At 65.8% G+C, this 21335-nt stretch carries 13 protein-coding genes and 1 tRNA gene; 9 read left to right on the top strand and 5 right to left on the bottom strand.

Annotated features, from left to right (window positions below; translation table 11 throughout):
• Positions 1 to 505 precede the first annotated feature (505 nt).
• Together JHY01_RS09600 and JHY01_RS09605 are read left to right on the top strand one after the other, a co-directional pair.
• Positions 506 to 1060 (top strand): ribosomal protein L7/L12, encoded by a 555-nt coding sequence (locus JHY01_RS09600; protein ID WP_205325413.1) that lies wholly within the window; start codon positions 506 to 508, stop codon positions 1058 to 1060.
• 579 nt (positions 1061 to 1639) lie between these two features.
• Positions 1640 to 1966: a hypothetical protein gene (locus JHY01_RS09605; RefSeq protein ID WP_205325414.1), complete on the top strand. Its 327-nt coding sequence runs from the start codon at positions 1640 to 1642 to the stop codon at positions 1964 to 1966.
• A 216-nt stretch (positions 1967 to 2182) separates the two neighbouring features.
• Here the strand turns inward: JHY01_RS09605 and JHY01_RS09610 are convergent.
• Positions 2183 to 2256, bottom strand: a tRNA-Leu gene (locus tag JHY01_RS09610).
• A gap of 1079 nt (positions 2257 to 3335) precedes the next feature.
• Here JHY01_RS09610 and JHY01_RS09615 point away from each other — a divergent pair.
• Positions 3336 to 3842 carry a hypothetical protein gene (locus JHY01_RS09615; RefSeq protein WP_205325415.1) on the top strand — a complete coding sequence of 169 codons (507 nt, stop codon included), beginning with the start codon at positions 3336 to 3338 and terminating at the stop codon, positions 3840 to 3842.
• Positions 3843 to 3895: 53 nt separating this feature from the next.
• Positions 3896 to 6574: a M48 family metalloprotease gene (locus JHY01_RS09620; protein WP_205325416.1), complete on the top strand. Its 2679-nt coding sequence runs from the start codon at positions 3896 to 3898 to the stop codon at positions 6572 to 6574.
• 288 nt (positions 6575 to 6862) lie between these two features.
• Here the strand turns inward: JHY01_RS09620 and JHY01_RS09625 are convergent, their stop codons facing one another.
• Together JHY01_RS09625 and JHY01_RS09630 are read right to left on the bottom strand one after the other, a co-directional pair.
• On the bottom strand, positions 6863 to 7153 hold the full coding sequence (locus tag JHY01_RS09625) for a hypothetical protein (protein ID WP_205325417.1): 291 nt from the start codon (positions 7151 to 7153) through the stop codon (positions 6863 to 6865).
• Between the two features lie 292 nt (positions 7154 to 7445).
• Positions 7446 to 8915: a non-reducing end alpha-L-arabinofuranosidase family hydrolase gene (locus JHY01_RS09630; protein WP_374199514.1), complete on the bottom strand. Its 1470-nt coding sequence runs from the start codon at positions 8913 to 8915 to the stop codon at positions 7446 to 7448.
• A gap of 1147 nt (positions 8916 to 10062) precedes the next feature.
• On the opposite strand from JHY01_RS09630, the gene JHY01_RS09635 reads away from it, so the two are divergent.
• Both JHY01_RS09635 and JHY01_RS09640 read left to right on the top strand, forming a co-directional pair.
• A complete protein-coding gene (locus JHY01_RS09635; RefSeq protein ID WP_205325419.1) occupies positions 10063 to 10884 on the top strand; it encodes a hypothetical protein in 822 nt (273 codons plus the stop codon).
• Between the two features lie 125 nt (positions 10885 to 11009).
• Positions 11010 to 13622 (top strand): tetratricopeptide repeat protein, encoded by a 2613-nt coding sequence (locus JHY01_RS09640; RefSeq protein ID WP_205325420.1) that lies wholly within the window; start codon positions 11010 to 11012, stop codon positions 13620 to 13622.
• A gap of 224 nt (positions 13623 to 13846) precedes the next feature.
• Here JHY01_RS09640 and JHY01_RS27680 read toward each other — a convergent pair whose 3' ends face one another.
• Positions 13847 to 15148 (bottom strand): cytochrome P450, encoded by a 1302-nt coding sequence (locus tag JHY01_RS27680; RefSeq protein WP_205325421.1) that lies wholly within the window; start codon positions 15146 to 15148, stop codon positions 13847 to 13849.
• Positions 15149 to 15557: 409 nt separating this feature from the next.
• On the opposite strand from JHY01_RS27680, the gene JHY01_RS09650 reads away from it, so the two are divergent.
• A complete protein-coding gene (locus tag JHY01_RS09650; RefSeq protein WP_205325422.1) occupies positions 15558 to 15776 on the top strand; it encodes a hypothetical protein in 219 nt (72 codons plus the stop codon).
• Positions 15777 to 16514: 738 nt separating this feature from the next.
• On the opposite strand, the gene JHY01_RS09655 is transcribed toward JHY01_RS09650, so the two are convergent.
• Positions 16515 to 17678: an ROK family transcriptional regulator gene (locus JHY01_RS09655; protein ID WP_205325423.1), complete on the bottom strand. Its 1164-nt coding sequence runs from the start codon at positions 17676 to 17678 to the stop codon at positions 16515 to 16517.
• 325 nt (positions 17679 to 18003) lie between these two features.
• Here JHY01_RS09655 and JHY01_RS09660 point away from each other — a divergent pair, with 325 nt between their 5' ends.
• Both JHY01_RS09660 and JHY01_RS09665 read left to right on the top strand, forming a co-directional pair.
• Positions 18004 to 18618 carry a non-reducing end alpha-L-arabinofuranosidase family hydrolase gene (locus JHY01_RS09660; protein ID WP_205325424.1) on the top strand — a complete coding sequence of 205 codons (615 nt, stop codon included), beginning with the start codon at positions 18004 to 18006 and terminating at the stop codon, positions 18616 to 18618.
• Positions 18619 to 18866: 248 nt separating this feature from the next.
• The gene (locus JHY01_RS09665; RefSeq protein WP_205325425.1) at positions 18867 to 20924 is read left to right on the top strand and encodes a cellulase family glycosylhydrolase; all 2058 of its coding nucleotides are present in this window, start codon (positions 18867 to 18869) and stop codon (positions 20922 to 20924) included.
• The last annotated feature ends 411 nt before the right edge of the window (positions 20925 to 21335 follow it).

Genomic DNA, 21335 nt, shown 5'->3' on the forward strand with positions numbered 1-21335 from the left:
TGCGCAGTCTCCAGAAACTCCCTGAGACCGTCAAGCGCTTCTTCAACCACCCCGAACTCGCCTACATCCTTGCCGCCCAACCGGAATGACACCAGAACAACCAACTTCACAGTTCCGGATTAGTAGCGGCGCGGACTGCGGTACGAAGATCAATGCCGCTTGATTCAAGTCGAGGACGACAAACCCCCGACCTGAACGATCCGATTCACCGAAGAAACGGTCTTTCGACGCAATGCTGCCCCTAGCAAGAATGCCCTCAATTCGCCTCATACGCCCAGCCCAACACCGGACCTCCCGCCCGATGGTCAGCATCGACGCAGGTAATCCACCCGCGAGCGGAGGTGCCGTCACGATCAATGCTCATGAATCGCTCGCGGAACCCAGTCGCGGTGTCATGCTGACGGTGTGGTGGCACGAACGATCCTGAACACGACGCTTGAGGTCGGATGGTGGTCATCCAGGTGAAGGCTCGCCGGACGGAACTGAACTTAAAGGAGGCGTCTCGATGGGTCAGCCAAGATATGAGTTCCAAACGGTCAAAATACCAAAACGTTATCCCAGACGGACGGGCCGGGAGCGCGACAAGGTTCTGCGCATGTATAGCGCGCAGGGCTGGGAATTCGTGCGGAAGGTTCGGGAATTGTGGGGGCGCAGCGAGGAAGTTGAGCTTCGTCGAGCCCTACCGTCCGGTGACGCGTCCCCTGCTGGAGGGAGCCCAGGACCTTCGACTGCCGACGAGCTCACCAAACTTGCTGATCTTCTTGCTCGCGATCTGATCACCCGCGACGAGTTCGATTGGCAGAAGCAGCGCGTCCGGGGGTCGTCAGGCAGATCAGGTGCCTATTCGGTCGTCCTCGACGCCGCAGGCGCAGGTGTTACGAAAATCCGTGTCATCACAGAGATCCGTTCATTGATTGGGATGGGCCTCAAGCCCGCTGTCGCCCTGGTAGACAACACACCTTCTACTTTGCTGTCTGGAGTCGATCATGCGACTGCGGCTCAAGCCCAGGAGACCTTGGTAGGACTTGGCGCGACCGCCCGCATTGTTCCGGCGGAGTAGCGCCGAAACCCTCGAACTGCGGAGACCGCGCTCTATGAGCACGATGCCTCCCCTCGGTGCGCGCCCCCTCGAATTGCGTCGTCTGCCAGACAACAGCGAGGGGAATCAAACTCACACAACCTCGATACCGTTTTGACGCATAGGCCAGAATGGAATGAGCTGACACCGACCGAGATCCATTGCAACGCACCGAATCTGAATGATATTCATAATTATGAATGTCCGGTGGACCTTAGTACCGCTTACTACAACTCATCGCCGCAGGTCACGGCCTTGTTGTGGCGCGTACGGGACGTCATTTCGGCCGCGGCGGCCCCGGAACGGCACCAGTCAATCCCGCAGGTTTCTACGCTGGCGGCTGCTTCCTGCAACGGCCGGCCGCGGGCGATCAGGGATCGGCTCGCGCCTGAGGAGTTCGATCGTCTGCTGACCGCGGCTCGCGGTGGGGCCTGTAGGAAGGCGCTTGCGGCCGAGTTCGGCATCAGTCGCCGGAGCATCCACCGCCTGCTCACGGGTTGAGTGGAGACACGGCACGGTCGCTTCCGTGAGAGGTGAGGGCTCTGGCGTTATGGTCGGGCGATGGCAGGCTATGAGCGTCGGATCAGCGTGTTTGGCGAGCGGCTCGAGACCATCGACGCGCACCGCATCGCCGGAGTCCTCATCCGGCTCGCGAAAGCCGAACGGGAACGGGCCCAAGGCCTGGCTCGAAAAGCCGAGCCGGAAGACCCCGCCATGGGAGCGGTCAAGGAAATCCCGCACTGCTGCGGGCCAAAGGAGCTGCAGAGGGAGGCTGGTCCCGAGCGTGCGAAGGCACTACGCTCACTGCATGCAGCGCTTTTCCTCGAATCGCCATCGCGAACGGCGCGACCGCTGCCGCTACCGAGGAGAAACCCCTCGCCAGCATGAATGACCTCCGCAACTTCATCAACGCTCGTCTTGACGAGGGCGAAGCAGCTGTGCGCGCGATTGGCGCTGCGCGCCTGTGCGCTGCTGGTCCTCATCACTCCGAGCGCACCTGCCCGACACGATTCCGACACGGTTCGTTCTGCGCTTACACAACCTCACGCGACAGTCGCATTTTGACCCGATCGCAGACATGGAAATGCGCCCTCGACAAGTGGGTGCCCTACCTGGGATTCGAACTCAGAATGTGCGGGTTTTGAGTCCGCTCTCTCTGCCAGTTGGAGTAGTAGGGCCGGTGCTGGTGGTCTGGCCAGGAGATGCTACCTGCAGTTCACGGGCGTCAGAGGAGTCTGGTGGCGGTCGTGGCCGGTGGGGGAGCGGGGTGTTCACGCTGGTCACTTCAGCGGTGAGCTCGCTGCCGTCCCTGTCGTATGTCGCCTGGATGAGGAAACTCGGGGAGGAGTCGTGTTCGGCCAGTTCGGGGGCGTACGAGTCTGTGACATGACCCGGGCAGGAGCCGAACCCACGCTCACTTTGGCCGGTGAAGGAAGCTGACCTTGCGGTGTCGCCAGGGCTCTTTCCCGGCGGTTTCAGGCAGCGACCCTGGTCGTCGCAGTTTGCACCCGCTGTCGAGCGCACCGTGCGAGGCGTGTGGGTTCGAATCCCTGCAGGCCATGAACAAGTAATGACCTGAGTTGTAAAGCGGCCGAGATTGGTCTTGATACGTTCATCCGGACAACCGTTATTGCTGCCCCACCCGACGTGGTGCAACCGGGCCCCGATCCACGACGTTCGGGGCCTTCACCAACTCGGCGTCGGGGCGAACGTACAGCTGGCGATTGAGTACCGCCGCGAAGGACTTGTTCTTCTCTGCCACTCAGCCGGACTTCGCCAGGTTGAGTGACATAACGGTCTGGGAGGTGTCGTCTGCGAGGTGGATCTTGGTGGTCCAGCTCTCGCGTGAGTGGCCCAGGGCGTGGTCGTCGGGTTCGCCGGGGACGGGCGTCTTCCCGGCTCCGGCTGGCCGCGCATCTGGGGGATGCGCTTCTCGTGAGCGTAATTCGGGTGGCACGCAAGGGGCTAGGCCTTCAAGTGTCGGTAAGGCGACATCACTGCCCTACCTGCGGGAACGATGTTGTCGCACTTTCGGTCCGGTGCTGGCCTGGCAATCGTGTTGGCAGTAGGTGCTACCTGCACGGACAGTTAACCATCACCCGGGCAAACCTGGAACACCGCGGCCGCGCGGAGGCGCCAACGCTTGCAGGGCACAACAGTCATGAACTCCGCACCCTAGCGAAAAACCCGATCACCGTACTAGGATTCGCCTCTCAACCATTCGCAGACCTTCCCCTCTCCGCGAAAGGAACGCACCATGACAGCACCCCAGCCTGTCAGTGATCTGTACGGTGGCCTCATACGTGAAGTCGTCGAGGTGCTCGCGCCAAACGAACTCCCGATCGTCGATGCCGCAATCGCGCTCAAACGCCGACGTCGCAGGCCGCGCTGGCGGCCCCGTTCGGACCGGGTCGGGTTCGGCTGGAGTGAAGCTGTCGTTCTTCTCGCCCCTGTGGTTTGGGTTGCTGTCGAGAAGATCGCCAAAGGTGCCGCAGACTCCCTTGGCGAACGGATCGCCCAGCTCGTCCTGCGGCTGTTCCGCAGAAGCAAACGACGGCAGGTCGACAAAGACGCTGTTCGCAAGATCGTCCGTAAGGTTGCCGCCGAGTACGGCGTCAATGACGATGACGCTGAACGGATCACGGACGAAATCTGGCCGCGCCTGCCACTCCACCTCCGCATTTCCGGCGATCCGGTCACCGACCCTGCGCCCCCCGACGAGTCAGACAAACCTGAACCCCCCGAGCCAGCCAAGTCTTTATGACCAGCCCCCGACTGGCAACCACATCAGCGTCCACCAGGACTTCGCTGCAGTTCATGCAGCTGCTCCTGCTGACGACCGCCGCCGCTTTCGGTATGAGCGGCAACATCGTCAGTATTTTCGAACCTACCGGCCGCGAACGCGCCTGCTTCCTTGCCGCCGGAGTCGACCTCGAACACCCGGCTGTCGCCAACCTCGCGCAGGCCCTGGCCCTCAACGGACCGGCCATCGACGCCTGTCTCGCCCGCCATGACGATTCCCCCACGCTCCTTCTCGCCCTCGCCTGGACCACGTTCACTGCCCTTGCCGCTCTGGCCGTGTTCGCAGCATTGCCACTCTGGCGTACACGCCGCAGCCGTTACAGCCCGATCGCCGACGCTGACGTTTCCGGCGCCATCCGCATGGAACTTGCCGTCCTCACCCGCGAAGCCGGACTGCGTGAAAGTCCACGAGTTGTCGTAGAACCATTCGCGAGTTCAGGCGGGGGCTGCGTGTTCGGCCGCACCGGACGACCGGTACTACGCCTTCACGGCGGATTGACCGCCCTCGCCGGCACCGACCGGTTCCGCACCGTGCTCCGCCACGAACTTGCCCACATCCTCAATCGCGACATCACACTCACCTACAGTGTCATCGCCGCCTGGCGGGCCTTCGTCGCTTTGATCCTCCTGCCGTTCATCGCTGCACAGGTCTATGTAGCATTCGTGGCCGCCGAACGGTTTCCTTGGGGTGCTACGACGCTCGGCTCCTCCACCGTGTCCATCGGTGCCGCCGCAGTCATGACCGTGCTGGTCCACCTCACGCGCGCGGACATTCTCCGCACGAGAGAACTTGAAGCTGACGCGGCCGCGCACCTTCCGGGAACCGACCCTGCATGCTCTCCCGACAACGATCCCCGCTGGCTCCTGCGACTACCCCTGCCGGTGCAGCGGTTCGTCGTACTGTGGCGAACCCACCCGACCTGGGCTATGCGCCGTCACGCCCTCAGCGACCCGGCCTCCAGCGGGCGCATACAGCCCTTGACTTTGGCACTCACCGGCTTCGGTGCGGTCCTCGTGCGGGAACATATCCAGTTGACGGTGACCGCCGCCGCGATCGCCCCCTATCTTGCTGATCTTCTAGCGATGGCAATCCTCGCAGGAGTGCTCACGCTCGCCCTTCAACGGGCTCTCAGCGCGCCCGGGCCGACGCGCCTGCCTGTCGGCATCGCGGCCGGATTGTGGACTGGTACGGGGATGGCGCTTGCGGTGCCACTGGTCAGTCCGCGGTTCGCGCTTGGCGACCTGCCACCGCATCCGGAGGTCCTCCTCGTCCTTCCCGCCGTGCTCGCCGTATTCGGCTGGTGGACCGCTCAGACCCTGCACGTCTGGACCCGCGGAACCGTTCGCGGAGTCTGGCCACGGACTACCGTGGTCGCAGGTGCCGGAGCAATCGTTCTCGCCGGCGTGTGGGAACTGTGGGACCAGATCAGTTTGCTGATGGCGGGCAACGTCTTTGACTTCGCCGAGTTGCGGGAGTTTTGGGCTGCGTACACCGTCGTCGGGCTTCCGCCTCTCGGCTGGAGCCTCAGCACCGACGATCTCGGCGTGCAGGTCCTTGCCGCCTGGTCGACCCTGCAGATAGTCCTCTTTGGGCCTGTGGTGTTGACCGGGGTCGCAATCTTGTGGGCGTTGCCGCTACTACTGGTGGTCTACACCGGTCGGTTCAGCGCTGAGTCACAGCCGGAGATGCTCCCGTTCGCCATCAAGCTCGGAATTACGGCTGCGTTTGTCAGTTGGCTTTTCCAGCCAGTGCTTGACGGCCTGCCGATGTCGAGAACTCCAGCGGTCGAACCTTGGTTCGTGTTGTACGTGCACTGGCAGCTCACACTTGCCCTGTTGGCGGCACTTCTGGCAGGGGGTACAGCCGCCTTCGGGGCGCGCAGCCACCGGCTACTCAGCGCGATCGTCGTCGGCCAGACTGCGGCACTGACCGCGGTCGGCGGCTCCCTCTTGATCGACATCGCCATGTCCTGCCGCAGCAGCGACACCTCCTGTATTGATTCCGCGGGAGTGGTGTGGGCTATTTTCGCAGCAGTGTTCGATTCCTTCCCGGTTCTCACGGCCGTCATATGTGTCCTCACGGCCCTGGCGGCGTCAGCATGGCACCAGGCCCGCAAGCGCCCACCGTTGCGTGAGATTACGACCACGCGTCGCGAAAGCCGGAGGCGAAAGGTTGGACGGCTGACGGCCGCCGCGACCGCGTCGGCCGTAGTCCTCGCGCTCACCATTTGGGATGGCGTAGGCGATGCCCGCCTGGACACCGCCCCTTCGGCTCTCAACATGGACGTGTTTGCGACCGTCGACTTCAATGCCTCCCCAGAGATGCTGTCCGCGCAGGTGAACGCGTGGTTTACCGAAGGTGGATCCGACCTCACCGAGCGGCTCACTAACGCCATCGCAGGGCTGCAAGAGGTGGACGCGGACCCGACACAAGAGATACTGGTTCCCGAGCGTTGCGGGGTATTCACCGTTGTCGCAGCCGACGCCCGCGCATTCTTCATTTACCCTGAGGTTGAGGGCCAGGAGGCCTGGAACAGAATCCTCACACTTACCGAGCTGTCGGCTCACCTGTGCCTTTTGGCATATGTCTATGGCGAAACCGAATATCTCGACCTTGCGGTTGACACGCTCGCGTACGGCCTTCCCGACCTGCTCCTAGCATTCCTGGAGCGGATCCTGGAAGACGCAGGCTAACGGCTTCGTGCTCGTAGTCAGACCGTAAGGCCGACATGATGAAGGCGGGTATTTCGATCAACGGTGCAGGGACTGCCGCAGTCGAGCCGTGCGACCAGTTCGATTGTGGCCGTTTGGCGGATCTCGTGACATCAACGAACACGACACGAGATACCTTGTAACGCAACGAATCCGAATGATATTCATGAATATAAATATGACGTGGGCTTAACCGGGATCGAACCAATGGCCTATCTGCGGCTTGTGGTGCTTGGCGGAAGTAGCCACATCTAAATGCCGGCGAGGCGGTCATTCGCTCCCGCACGAGCAGGTCTGTCCCTCGACCGGGTTGAGGTGGGTGTGGGCCCATTCCAGGGGCCGGGCTTCCTCAGTGCGGACGCCGGTGAACATCGACAGGGCGTAGGCATGGATCGGTCGCCCCTTGCCGGCAGCCGGAAGTGCCTTGCCCTGATCGTGCGTGAGCGCTTTGGGCCTCGGCCATGGTGTCGAGCCAGGCGTCGACGTCGTCGGGCACTCCCTGACGCGGCTGCGCGGGTCGAGGACGGTGACGGTGTCGGCGAACGGCAGGAGCTTGCGCACGTCCGCCAATTCGTGGCAGTGCGGGACGGCCGCAGTGCGTCAAGAGCCCGTAGCGATCCACGGTCCTGCGAGGCGTGGGTTCGCCCGGTCGCCGGTATTCGACGCGGAGCCGCACTCCTTGGCCGCGACGACGGTCCGCACCGGCGAGCTGTGCTTGGCGGTCGGCGGCGCCCCAGCATCGGTCGACGCACTCTACGAATCCTGGAAGGCCAGTCTGATCCGGGCGGGCTCGGTCTCGCACCCAGCCCGCCCGCTACCTCAGGAACACCCGAGCCGGACCTGCGTCGCGCCGCTAGCGCTGCAGGGTCAGCACACCCGGCCGATAGGGCAGGAGGCCGTAGTCCATCCCGTCAGAGCTGGGGTCGCGTCCCTGATAGAGGAACTGCAGGTTGCAGGGGTCGATGGTCTTGGTCTGGTCGGGGTTGTTACGCACCAGGTCGCCGTGGCTGATGTCGTTGGTCCAGGTGGCGCCGCTGTTGGCCTTGCCCGCGAAGGGGTTGCTCTCCGTCGCGGCCTGCGGCGTCCACGTCCCGTCCAGGCTGGTTGCCGTGAACGAGCGGAAGTAGCGACCCTGGTCGCCCATGGCCTCGACGATCATGAGGTACTGGTTCTGGCCCTGGACCTTGTAGACCTCGACCGCCTCGAACAGGTTCGCCTTCGTGTCGCTCATGACGAGCTCGTAGTCCGTGCCGAAGCTGCTCGGGAAGTCCCCGAGGGGCATGCTGGACCGGTAGATCTGGCCTTCGTCGTTGGCGAAGAACATGTACATGTTCTGGTCATCGGCGATGAGGGTCTGGTCGATGGGGTTGTTCACGGGAAGCTCCCCGTTGAAGAGCTCCTGGTGCGGGCCCCAGCTGTTGGGGTCGGCGGGGTTGGTCGACGTGCGGTAGGAGAACTTGTACGGCCAGCCCCACTGGTAGGCGAGCACCCAGACGTTCTTCGGGGCGAAGTAGATCAGCGTCGGGGCCACCGGGTTGAAGCTCGTCACCATGGTCTGGCCGGCCGAGGCCATGTCGGACCAGTTGGTGAACGGGCTGAAGACCACCGCGTTCCAGGCGTCTCCGGCGTCGTGCGTCGTGGCGTAGACGAGGTACTGGCCGTTGTGGCGGACTGCGGTGAAGTCCTTGAGTGCGACCTGCCCGTTCCTCGGTTCCGCGAGCGGGCCGGTCGAGGTCCAGTTGTACGTCGACGGAAGAGCGCAGGCGCCGCTGCCGCCGTCGACGCGGGCGAGCTGCCATTGCTGGTTGGCGCCGCCCCAGTCGCTGTACTGCACGACGCCTGCGCCGTCGTTGGTCGCGGCGTTCTGGACCTCGACGGCCTTGTTGCTGTTGCGGTTGATCAGGCGCACGTAGCCGCTGTCGGAGTCGGCCAGCCGGAACTGCTGGTTGGTGCCGCCGTGGTCGGTCCACTGGTGGATGGCGGCACCGTCGGCGGTCGACCAGCCGGACACGTCGAGCACCTTGCCCGAGTGCCGCGCCTTGATCCGGTAGTAGCCGCCGCCGGCGTCCACGAACTGGAACTGCTGGTTGTCGGCGTTCGTGCGTGTCCACTGGTGAAGCAGGGCTCCGTCGGCGGTGGACACACCGCTGACGTCCAGGACCTTGCCGCTGTTGCGATTCAGCAGCACGTACCAGGCGGAGGTGTCGACCGTGGCGGCTGCAGCCGGGCCGGTGAACGGGTTGAGTACGGTCGCGGCGGCGGCCCCGGCGAGCACGCCGGCTCCGCCGATGAGCATCCGCCTGCGGCTCTTGGGGGTTTCCATCCAGGCCATGGTGGCCTCCTTAGTTGAGGTTCGTCGGGTCATGGAGATGCGGGTTCATTGCTACGGGTGGGACAGGACCGGGCGGTCGCGGACCGGCGGGTCCGCCGCCGCGGTCCGGTCCCGGATCGGTCAGTCAGCGGAGGCCGCCGCGAGCGCGGCCATGCCTCGGGTCCAGCGGGACAGGATCGAGAGATCGGATGCTCCCTAGCGGACGCGGGTACGGAGAATGCTTGTTATCGTTCACATATCACAACCTAGTTCCAAAACATCTGATGATTTTCCGGCGATTCAAACTATAGAGAGATCTCGATGTGTAGTCAACGGCTCGACTGAGGTTTGTTGGCACACCTGGCGTTAAACTGTCGCGTCGAGTCTCGGCTTCACGGTCGTTTCCTGAAGGCCTGCAAGCGATCTCTGACCGCGCCCAGCCGCGGCAGGAGACGGAGAAGTCGGTGTCGAAGATTGACCTATTGGCAAAATTTGGCCACCGACGAGCTCAAAGTCGCGTTCCACGAGATCGTTCGCGGCCGGCCCTGCCGCGACCGGGGATCGGGCACTGCATCGAGGTAGGGGCGAAGGTCGGCGATCCGGTCGGCATCGAGCGGACCCAGTTTCGCGAGCACGGCAGGGATCGGAGAGGATACATCGGCAGGCACGGGCAGCTTTCGTGATTGTTTGGCTTCAGCACCACAATGATCACGAAGCCCGTGTCTGCCTTGATATGCACCCCAAGCCATCTCAACCAGGCTCTCTACGCAACCACGGAACTTGAAACCGCCCTGCCACTGAACCCGCTGGCAGCTCGCGACAACAGCGGGTGATTGGGGAATTCCGAGCAATCCGTTGAGTGCCGAACGTGACCGAATCCTGTTGAGATGCAGGGAAACCCCTGATGTCACCTGCGCCGCCGTCCTGGTCAGCATCGGCGGCACGAACCGCCGAGGACCCCCGGGCTCCTGAACCTGCCGGTATCCTGCCGCCGTTCCGCCTTGAACGAGCAGCCAATCGCTGATTGACTGCTCTGACCGATTCCCATGCGGAGCCTCATCGGCGAACTATGGCTTCGCCGGGGAATCGTTCGCGATACAAGTCGAGCGCATTCCCCAGCCATGACACCGCAACCCACCTGAGAAAGGCGTACCAGCTCATGGCCGACAACGGCGACACTCCTAACGGCTCCACCGCTTCCGTCGGCGGCTTCGACCGCCGACGGCTCTTCACGCTCGCGGCGGGAGGGGCCGCTGCCGCCTCGGGCATCCTCCTCCCCGCGACTGCGGCGCAGGCGCACGGCGAACTCCGGTACTACTCCGGCATCTGGGCTCAGAAGACGGTCAACTCGGCCAACGCTCAACTCAAGTCATACAGGTACCGACCGGCGTTCCACGACAAGCTGAACGCCTGGCTGCAGCTCTGGTTCGAGAACACGCCGTACGAAAAGCCGCTCCGAGTGTGGATCTCAGGAGTGCACAAGGACAGCGGCAATGCGGCGCAGCAGCAGGGCAGGGCGCTCCTCCTCGACCACATCTACGTCAATCACGGCGGCCCCAACGCGCAGGGCGCCTTCCAGGCCAACTACGAGATCTGGGGCAGGGGGAGCGGTTCGGGCCTCACCTACGCCCGCAATAACTACTGGGCGACTGCGGCGACCCTCCACTACCACTTCGGAACGGTGCGGACCTATCTCAACGGCAGCAGAGTCAGCCTCTACGTCGACAACATGACGTCCGGCACCGGCACCACTTCCTTCACCAGGACCAAGTCGCAGATCCTGCATGTTCAGGCCAGCTGCCGCTATATCTGGGGCAAGGGGACCGCCATCGACGGCGTATGGAGCGACCAGGCCAAACGGCACTCGCACGAGGTCCTGGAGCGGATCGGCAAGGGCGGCTACCTGGGAACGTCGAAGTCCCATTGGCAGGCGTTCAACGTCGCCACGATGCGCAAGGGCATCGGGACCGAAACCTACTGAATGCGCGGGCGATGGTCCCGATCTTCCAGGGCTCGAAGAGTTCCTGCGCAACGAGCCGGACGTCTGGTGGCACCTCGCCGCCTGAGCCGACAGCGGAGCCTCCCCGGTCGGCCTATCATTGCCGCATGGCCGACCCCCTGTCCAAAGCCACCGCCAATCTCCGTCAGCTGCGGCTGCGGGCGATGATGACGCAAGAGGAGCTCGCCCTCAAATCGGGGGTCGGGACGCGGACCGTGCGTGACATCGAGTCAGGGAAGGTCCGGCCGCAGCCGCGAACCCTGCGGCTGCTGATCGAAGCGCTGGACCTGGACGAGGCCGACCGGGCGATGCTGGCCAGAGTGCCGGACGAACCCACGGCGCGGGACCTCGCACCGATGACGCTCCCGTCGGGCACGACCGCGTTCACCGGCCGCAGTGCGAGCCTCGCGACGTTGGACGAAGCGGCGGACGCGGCGTCGAGCCCGCTTGTCATCCTGTCCGGCACCGGGGGCGTCGGCAAGACGATGCTGGCCCTGCACTGGGGACACCGCGCCGCCGACCGGTTCCCAGGCGGGCGCTTCTACCTCGACCTGCACGGCTTCGCCCCAGGCGCGATCGCGATGGAGCCGGCCGAGGCGGTCCGCCACCTGCTCGGCGCGATGGGCGTGGAGCCACAGCGGCTGCCGACCGAGGCCGATGCCCAGCTGGCCCTCTACCGCACCCTCATCGGCAGCGAGCGCCGCCTGCTGATCCTCGACAACGTCCGCGACGCGGAGCAGGTGCGGCCGCTGCTTCCGGACGGCGCCCAGGTGCACACCGTGGTGATCAGCCGCCGCCGGCTCGTCGGGCTCGCGGCGTCGCACGGCGCGGCGTCCATCGAGGTGGGGACGTTCGACACCGCCGAAGCCGCCGCGCTGCTCGAGCGTCAGCTCGGGACGGCTCGGATCGCGGCCGAACCCGAAGCGGCGGAACGGGTGCTGGCCTCGTGCGCGGGACTGCCGCTGGCCCTCGCCATCGCCGGTGCCAGGGCCGCGACACGGCCCGATCTCCCCTTGGGCACCGTCGCCGACGAGCTGGCCGCCTCGCGGCTCGACGCGCTCGCGATCGATGAGCCGTCGATGGACCTCAGGGCGGTGTTCTCCTGGTCCTACCGCTCGCTCGAACCCGACGCGGCTCGGCTGTTCCGGCTGCTGGCCGTCATCCCCGGCCCCGACTTCGACACGGCTGCGGCCGTGCGGCTCCACGGCGGCACCAAGGCGGATGCCGTGCGGGCACTTCGATCCCTTGCGGACACTCACTTGGTCGAGTACGGCCGCCCTGGCCGCCACCGCCTCCACGACCTGATCCGCGCGTACGCGGTCGAACTCCTCGAATCCGAAGTGTCGCAGTCCGATCGCGACGCCGCCCTCGACAGGCTGCTCGACTGGTACCTGCACGCGGCCGCCGCGTGCCGTGCGGCGCTCTACCCCGCGATGCTCAGCCTGCCCCTTCCCGACACTGGGAACACCTTCGAGCCGACGGCGGCGGAGGCGGCGCAGTGGCTGGAGGCCGAGTGGGAGAACCTCATCGCGGCCGTGGAACTCGCCGCCGCGCACGGACGGGCGCGGTTCACCTGGCTCTTGGCCGATGTGCTGCGCGGATACGTGTGGCTCCACATGCTCGGCGATGACGGCGTTCGCATGAGCAGGGCTGCCTATGCTGCGGCGTCAGACGCCGAAGATTCGCTCGGCATGGCTTCGTCAGCGCTCGCGCTGGGCTGCGCGCTGATGCGCTCCAACCTGCTCGAGGAGGCCGTCGACCACCTGCGCGACGCCGCCGACTTCGCTCGCCGCGCCGATTGGCCCGCCGGCGCCGCGGCGAGCGAAGGGAACACCGCGATGGCCTGCTACCGCCAAGGCAGGATGCGCGACGGACTGGACCACGCTTACGGTGCGTTGCGTGCGTACCGGGCGATAGGCGAGCGTCGCTCCGAGGGCTCGAACCTGCAACTGATCGGACTTTTCCACTCCCTCATGGGAGAACTCGACACGGGCATCGACTACCTCGAACAGTCGCTCAAGTTCGCGACGGAGGCGGACAACGACCCGATCCGCCTGCTCCTGCTGACGCACCTGGCCGAGATCCAGATCCACCGCGGGCGCCTCGACCTCGCGGCCGCCCATCTCGACGAGGCCGCCGACCTGGAGCGCAGCAGCGTCAGCATCGACAGGACCAGCGACATCCCCGGGGCGCGGGCACGGCTCCTGCTGGCCGCGGGGCGGATTGCTGAGGCCCTGGAACTCGCAAGCCAGGTGGTCGCGGAGCGGACCGGCGATGCCGACCACCGAATCCGAGCCGCCGCGATGGTCACCCTGGCCGCCGCCCTCGACGCCGCGGGCGATCACCAGGAGGCGGTCGACCTCTATGACCGCGTGCTCGCCATGACCGAGCACGACGCCACCGTCTTTCACCGGGTCGAGGGGATGGTGGGCCGCGCGGGGGCGCTGCTGCGCGGCGGCGACGCCCCCGTTGCCGAGAACGCTGCCGTCCAGGCACTGCAGCTGGCCCGGCAAGCCGAGTACCGGTTCCTGGAAGGCCGGGCGCTCAACGTGCTCGCCGAGATCGACCTGCGGGCCGGACGGCTCGCCGAAGCCGCCGACCGGGCGACCAGGGCCATGGAGATCCACCGTCAGACCGGCCACCGCGCCGGTGAGGCGGTGTCGCTCCAGCTCCTCGCCGACTGCGCCACTGACCCGGAGATCGTCCCGCGCCCGGCGTGACCAGGCTCGTGCCCTGAGCCCCCAGGAGCCCCCGCCGTGAACTGCCTGAGCTTTAAGCCTCCGCGCCGGACGCCGGCTCCCCTACCGGCCGCACTACGAACGCGACGGGGCAGAGCACGACATCCGCATGACTCTGCGGCTCAATGAAGGCGAGGACACGCCGGGGAGCACCGACACCAACCGTGTCCGCGGCGTCGACGGCATCCCCCGAATCGGAAAGCGCCCTACGGACGAACTCGATGCCTCGCCGACTCGTCGCGGCCGACTCGAACGCGGAACCGGCGGGGTCTGGCGATCGCGTCCCACTGTGGTTTGATCGGTCCCGAACGCGACGTCACGGTCCTGCCGTCGAGCAGGTCGGCCGCGGTCTCCAGTACGGCGTTGGAGATGTGCACGCCGGTGCACATCCGGGGGCCTGCGCCGTACGGGAGGTATGCGTGCGGCTCGTGGACCTTGTCGGCGAGCCAGCGTGCCGGATCGAACCGGCTCGGGTCCTCGCGCCACCAGCGGGGATCGGTGTGGAACAGCAGAGGACTGATGAAGACCGAGTTGTCGGCTGAGACCGTGTAGTCCCCGAACTCCCTGTCCTCGACCAGAACCCGGCTGGTGAGCGCGACCGGTGGATAGGCCCGCAGGGTCTCCTTCACGACTGCCCGCGCCCAGTCCTCGCGGCTGGTCGTCTCGGGCCTGGCGAAGTCGTGTGCGCCGTGGGCTGCGAGCAGCCACGCCAGTCCGGCGCCGCCGACCGTGTAGAGGTTTCCGAGGTTGATTGAGAGCGTCTGCGCCACATCAAGATCGGTGAACGCCGGACCGTCGTCGTCGCGAGCGTCGAGGAGCAGGTCAAGGAGGTCCGACGGAGGTTCATCGGGGTTGCGGGACGCCCGGCGCGATGCGACGTGCGCCAGGAGCGCCTCGATCATCGCGTCGTTCGCGCGTATTCGACGGTGCGTCCACAGCGAGAGCCAGGCGGGCGGTGCGATCGAGGACATGCCCTGGGGAATGAGCAGGGCCGCCGCGCGGATCATCTTCGCGCGCAGATCGCCTTCCAGATCGCGGATGAAGATCGCACCGGCAGCGTCGAGAAGGACGCGCTCGCAGTCGCGCATGCGGATGGCCGCGTGTTCGGCGCGATCGAGGAATTGTTCGAGGTGCAGACGGATGCCCGGGACCGTCCGTTCGGCGATGTCGCGGCCGAGGCGGTGCCATTGGGCGGTGCGTTTGGTGGCCATCCACGTCTCGACGTTGTCGCGGACGAGACCCCGGCGCTGGACCGCGCGGGGCGGTTCGGGCGGGTCGACGAGGGTCTCGCGATTGGTGTGGGCCAGTACCCAGCGCGCCCATTCGGGTCGGGCGAGCGCGACTTTGCCTGCTCCGAAGGCGTAGACGTCACCGTATTCGCCCCGCAGGCGGGCCAGGGACGCAACCGGGTCGCGGTCGAAGTCGTCAGGAGGGAGGCCGAACGGCCGCGGCGCCGGTCCCGGAAGGGGTTGAACAGATCCCCTTGCACCGCTTGTGGAGACAGGCACCGGATTTGCGCCGGCACCGCGACCGTCAGAACTCATTCTTACTCCGTGTAATAGGCCACGTACCAGCGGCCAGCGGTGACTTTGCCTCCGATGATGCGGGCGACCGCTGCCTTGGCGAGACTTCGCATGTTCGCTCCATTCCGTAGTGGCGGCTTGAGGCCGCCGCCGTTTTCGTACGCCAAGTACAGCAGCAGGAAGTGGTGATTTCGAGGCGTTTCACCGGCGGGAAACCGGCGGGAAGCAGTCGACCCCTCATCTGGCCGTCGTGGGCGATCACCAACAGCCGCAACGCCATGAAGGCTCCGCATCGAGCTTGGCGGGGACGAGAGAGGCACGACAAGGCACAAAGGAGCGGGCGGGGCTTCGTTCGAGCAGAGGATGACGGAGCGCCGGGTCGGCGCCCCGCGTGATGGACGCGGGGGAGGCGAGTGGTGAGGGTGATGGCGATCTCGAAGCGGGCGAGTTGAGCGCCGGCGCAGGAGTGGATGACTTCGCCGAAGGCGACGTGATGCGATGTGCGGGCCCGGTCGGGGTCGAAGACGGCTGCCTGGGTGAAGGCGGTCTCGTCGCGGTTCATGGCGGCGAGGAGGAACCGGACGGGCGTGTGCGGCGCGAGGATGGTCTCTGAGGGGAAGCTATTGCCTAGCAGGACACCCGTAATCCATTGCACTGCAAGGTGTTCATCACCCTCGAGTTGCGGATTGCATCTCGATGTGGAGGTCGGGGCTCGATGATGCGTTCGCTCTGATGGCGGGCGTCTTCAAACGGCGAGCGTGCGGTGGCGAGCGAGAGCGTCTGACGGGCCTCTTGGCGCCAATCGAGCGGAAGACACCGCCTGGCAGCTCTCCGAGACCGCTGGAGATCCGAACCCCGATGGGGCACAGTACTTCCTGGACGGGGCGGTGTGGTCGGCCGTGGGGTTCAAGTCTCCCTCGTGCACAGATACGAAGGCGCCGCTTGTGCGGGCCCCTGGTTTGGGAGTCAAAACGTTTCTTGAGGATCCAGGTGTTCCTCCTGGAGTGCTGCGTCCATCAGGTCGGCCCCCTTGGTGATGACCGGTCGGCGCTGGTGGCGGTACACGATCCAGGTCGTGGCTGGTCACCGAGAACTGGCCGTGCAACGCCGCGTTCACGTCCAGCAGCAGCTCCGCGAGCGGTGCTGGCGCCAGCGTCCTTCGGCGAGCCATTCGCTTTCACCCCCAAAGGAAGCCGTGCGCGCCATCCGGAACCGCCACGAGCGCCGGGCGAACCGAGAGCACGAAACCCTTGTGGAGGGTGTAGAGAATCTGCAATGTTGCACTGTAGGTCGATGAATCCAGGTGTCGCCGTCGAACTTGACGAGCACGTCCGTATTTGTCGGGTGGTGGTCAGAATTTGAGGAAGTCGCGGATCGCGAGGACGGCTCCGGCCCGCGCCCATTCGGAGAAGTCGAACGGCTGGATGTCGGGTGCGGCGGGCGCGTCGTTGGGGCGGCGGCGGTACATCGCGATCGCGGCGTCGAGTTCGCCGCGCGCGAGCTCGGCCACCGCGATGCCGTCGCCGGTGATGACGATCTTCTCGGGATCCATGAAGTTCGCCACTGTCGCGGTCAGGACGCCGAGCGCGTGCCCGGCGTCGCGGAACGCCTGCCTGGCGGCGGGGTCCCCGCTTCGCGCGAGATCCAGGACGGCCGCGTAGTCCAGACCCGGGGTGCGCAGTGCTCCCACGATCGCGGGCTTCGGGAGGTACGTTGCGACGCAGCCGCGGTGGCCGTGCTCGCAACGGGGTCCCACCGGGTCGATCAGCAGGTGCTCCAGGCTCCCGGCCCTGCCGCTGGTGCCGGTCACGACCTTGCCGTCGACGACGATCCCCACGCCGATCCCGGCGCCGATGGCGATGAGCACCATGGAGTCGTATCCCGCGCCGACGCCGAACCAGTGCTCGGCCGCAGTCAGGGCGTGCACGTCGTTCTCGGCGGTGGTGGGGATGCCCAGGCGCTCGCTCACGAGGTCGGCCAGCGGCACGTCGCTCCACCCGAGGAACGGCGACTCCAGGACGATCTGGCGCCCGTTGGTCGATGCCACGTCGCCGGCAAGGCCGATCCCGGCTGCGGTGATGTCTGGGTATTCGCCCGCGAGGCGCTCGCGGACGGCGCCGATCTGCCCGACAACCTGCTCCACGCTCTGCGACGCCAGCGGCTCGTCGTACTCGGCGAGGGCTTGCGCGGTGAGGTCGGTGACGACGGCGAACAGCCGGTCGCCGGTGAGCTTGACGCCCAGGAACCGCCTGCCTTCGGGACGGATGCGCAGGACCTCGCCGGGCCGACCGGCGGCGCTGCGCAGCTCCACCGCGCTGTCCCCGATCAGGCCCTGCTCGATGAGTGTGCGGGTGACACGAGTGAGGCTGGCCCGCGACATGCCGAGTTCCCGCGCGATCGCCGCGCGGGTCTGCGGGCCGCGGATCAGCAGCTCGCGAAGCGTGCTGCGTTCCAGGCCGGTCATCGCCGCCCGCGCCGGTGGCTCCTTGGTCGCCGAAGCCGACGTCTGCTCCATCCCGATCCCCCTCGATTTGTTCAGGACTTACGGTAACCCCTGCGACGCCGAAAGATATTTGCCCCTTCTTGTCCGTTACTGCGAGCGCCATCGAACTCCGCTGCGCAGGAAGTAGTTTCATCTGTGGACAAATTCGATACGTGCTGCGTACCGTACTCCGCATCAGATCAGGAATGTGCATATGTCGATACAACCGGACCCGTCGCAATCCTCAGTGACTTCGCCGCCCCTGCCCGGACACCCCCCTTCCCGCGGGGCGGATTTCCCGGTTCCCCGTCCGATCCCCACCCCGGGGCAGGCAGCCCCACCCACCTCGCGGATCGCCTTGGCGGCGCTCGCGATCGTCGCGATGATCACCACCGCGACGGCGGCGGCCCAACCCGCCACAGCCCAGGAATCGCCGCCGATCGAAGCGGCCGACCTCACAACCTCGTTCCAGTGGTCCTCGACCGGGCCGCTGATCGGGCCCAAGCCCGACGCGAACCATCCCGTCGTCGCGGTCAAGGACCTCACGGTGGTCCGCTGCAATGGCCAGTGGATCGTGTACATGACCACCGCCGACGGCAACGGCGCTTGGAGCATGGTCATGACCAGCTTCTCCGACTGGTCCCAGGCCGGCAGCGCACCGCAGCGGTTCCTCAGCGACAACCCCAATCTGAGGGGCTGGTACACGGCCGCGCCGCAGCTGTTCTACTTCGCCCCGCGCGACGAGTGGTACCTGGTCTACCAGACCGGCCCGCCCTCGTACTTTGTCAGCAAGAACCCGGCCGACCCGATGAGCTGGTCGGCGCCGAAGCGGAGGGCGCCGACGGCGCCCGCGGCGGACAGCGGTGCGGCCAGTGCTGCGGTGAGGAGCGATCTGCGCCGCATGAAGGACACGCCTTCCTCGAGGAACTCGGCTTCATCCCGCGACATTCATGAATCCATGGTGATTAATTAGATCCAGCAACAAATAGGATAGTCACATCCTTCTCAGGTCCCGTCAAAACGCCGTAAATCGGGCGCTTTGATGCGCAGTGTCGCCTGCCTTCCACGGGCATAAGCCTCGATCATGCTTTCTTTCGTTTCATTGGTTGACAAATACCATGGCGTTTGCGTACCGTACTCTCGGCGGGCCAACATCTACATATCTCGATGCACCCGATCCTTGGCCCTCGCACAATCCCCTTTCCTGGCAAGGAGTCTTGAATGAGTCCAACCACTGACCACAGACGGCGCCTGCGCCTCGGCGTGATCGCCGCCGCGGCCGTCACCGCACTCTCCGCAGGCCTCCTCGGCGCGGTCAGCGCTCAAGCGGCCCAAGGCTGCGAGGTCGACTACGAGGTCACCAGCCAGTGGCCAGGCGGCTTCATCGCCGACGTGCAGGTCACCAACCTCGGCGAGCCGGTCGACGGCTGGAGCCTCGAATGGTCCTGGCCCGACGGCCAGCGCGTCACGGACATGTGGAACGCGAAGCACACCGCCTCGGGCGAGACCGCCACGGCCGAGAGCCTGGGCTACAACAAGAAGATCGCCACCGGCGCTTCGACCTCGTTCGGCTTCACCGGCTCGTGGTCCGGTGCGAACACCGACCCGACCGAGTACCGCCTCAACGGCCGCCTCTGCGACGGGACGGTCGGGGAGCCTACGGAGACGCCCACGGGCGGACCTTCTCAGTGGGACAACGCGATGGAGCAGGTCGCGGCTATGGAGCCGGGCGTGAACATCGGCAACACGCTCGACGCGCTGGGTGGCGAGACCGCTTGGGGCAACCCGATGATCACCGAAGCACTGCTCCAGACCTACAAGGCCGAGGGGTACAACTCGATCCGCCTTCCCGTCACGTGGGACGAGTTCACTGGCCCGGCACCGGATTACACAATCGCCCCCGAGCGCATGGAGCGCGTCGCGCAGGTCGTGGACTGGGCCCTGGAGAACGACCTCCAGGTCATGCTGAACCTCCACCACGACTCGTGGATGTGGCTCGACGAGCTGCCGAACGACCACGACAACGTCATGGCGAAGTTCGAGGCGATGTGGACGCAGATCGCGACCCGCTTCAAGGACTACCCCGCCGAGCTGTCGTTCGAGAGCAACAACGAGCCGCAGTTCGTGGGCGCCGAGAACGACGCGGGCGACCCGTACAACGAAGAGCTCAACCGCGCCTTCTACGACGTGGTCCGCGGCACCGGCGGGGGCAACGCCGACCGGCTGCTGATCCTGCCGACGCTGAACACCAACGCCGCGCAGGAGCGCCTCGACCCGGTCAAGGCGATGATCGAGGGCCTGAACGACGACATGGTCGGCGCGACGATCCACTACTACGGTTTCTGGCCGTTCTCCGTGAACGCCGCCGGGTACCCGACCTACGAGGAAGTCTCCCGGGCGGACCTGCTGGGCGCCTTCCAGCGGACGCACGACACCTTCGTTGCGAACGGCATCCCGGTCATCGTGGGCGAGTGGGCCATTCTGAACTACGGCTACACCGGTCCCGAGGTGGTCGAGTACGGCGAGATGATCAAGTTCTTCGAGGAGATGCAGTTCGAGGCCCGCGACAAGCAGTTCACAACGATGATCTGGGACGCCGGCCAGTTCCTCAACCGCAACACCCTCCAGTGGCGCGACCAGTACATCGCCGACCGCATCGCCTCCAGTTGGACCACCCGCTCGGGCTCCACCTCCTTCGACCGGATCTACCTCGAGAAGGCCGGGACCATCGCCGATGTGTCGCAGACGCTGAACCGCAACGGCCTCGAGTTCACGGGCCTGTGGCACGGCGACACGAAGCTGGTCGAGGGCACCGATTACACGCTCTCGGGCGACACGCTCACCTTCAAGGCCGCGACCCTCACCCGGCTCGCGGGCGACCGCGCCTACGGCACCAAGGCGGTGATCGAGGCGCGCTTCTCGGCGGGCGTCCCGTGGCGCATCAACGTCATCAGCTACGACACGCCCGTCCTCTCGGACGCGACCGGGACGACCTCGCTGGTCATCCCGACCCAGTTCAAGGGCGACCACATCAAGCAGATGGAGGCCCACTACGCGGACGGCTCCAACGCCGGCCCCGCCTCCTGGACCCCGTACCAAGAGTCCAACGTGAGCTGGCTGCCGAACTACAGCGGCGGCACGATCACCGTTCCGGAGCAGTTCGTGAACGCGATCAGGGACGGCGAGCCCGTCACGATCACGTACCACTTCTGGGGTGGCGACTCGGTCACCTACACGGTGACCAAGAATGGCTCGACCGTGACCGGAACGGCCTCCTAGAAGGCACTGACACGGCGGCGTGAGGATCTCTCAGACGAGGAGGACCCTCACGCCGCTCTGCTCCCTGCTCTCGAGTCCACTCGGTAAGGCGTGGCAGCGATGCAAACCACTTGGCCATCACCGAGCAGACACGGCGACTGCCCACCCACGCGCTCGCCGACCGGCCCGCCGAAGACGCGGTCCTTGACGCCGAAGGCGTCGAGCATGCGAAGTTCGTTGCTCGCGGGGTCGTAGGCGAGGTACGGCTTCGGGAATTCGAGGGTCCAGTGACTACAGTTCGGGAAGCTTGGCGGTGGTCGTGCAGGGAGAGGAGTAGGACGACTCTTGCCGGGCGACCGCGCCGCGCACCCGCTTCTCAGTGACCCTGCAGTACCTCAGGGTCGTTTGCAGCGTCCTGTGTCCCATGAGATC

Origin of the sequence: Glycomyces sp. YM15 (assembly GCF_016918015.1) — a bacterium.
Classification (GTDB): domain Bacteria; phylum Actinomycetota; class Actinomycetes; order Mycobacteriales; family Micromonosporaceae; genus Glycomyces.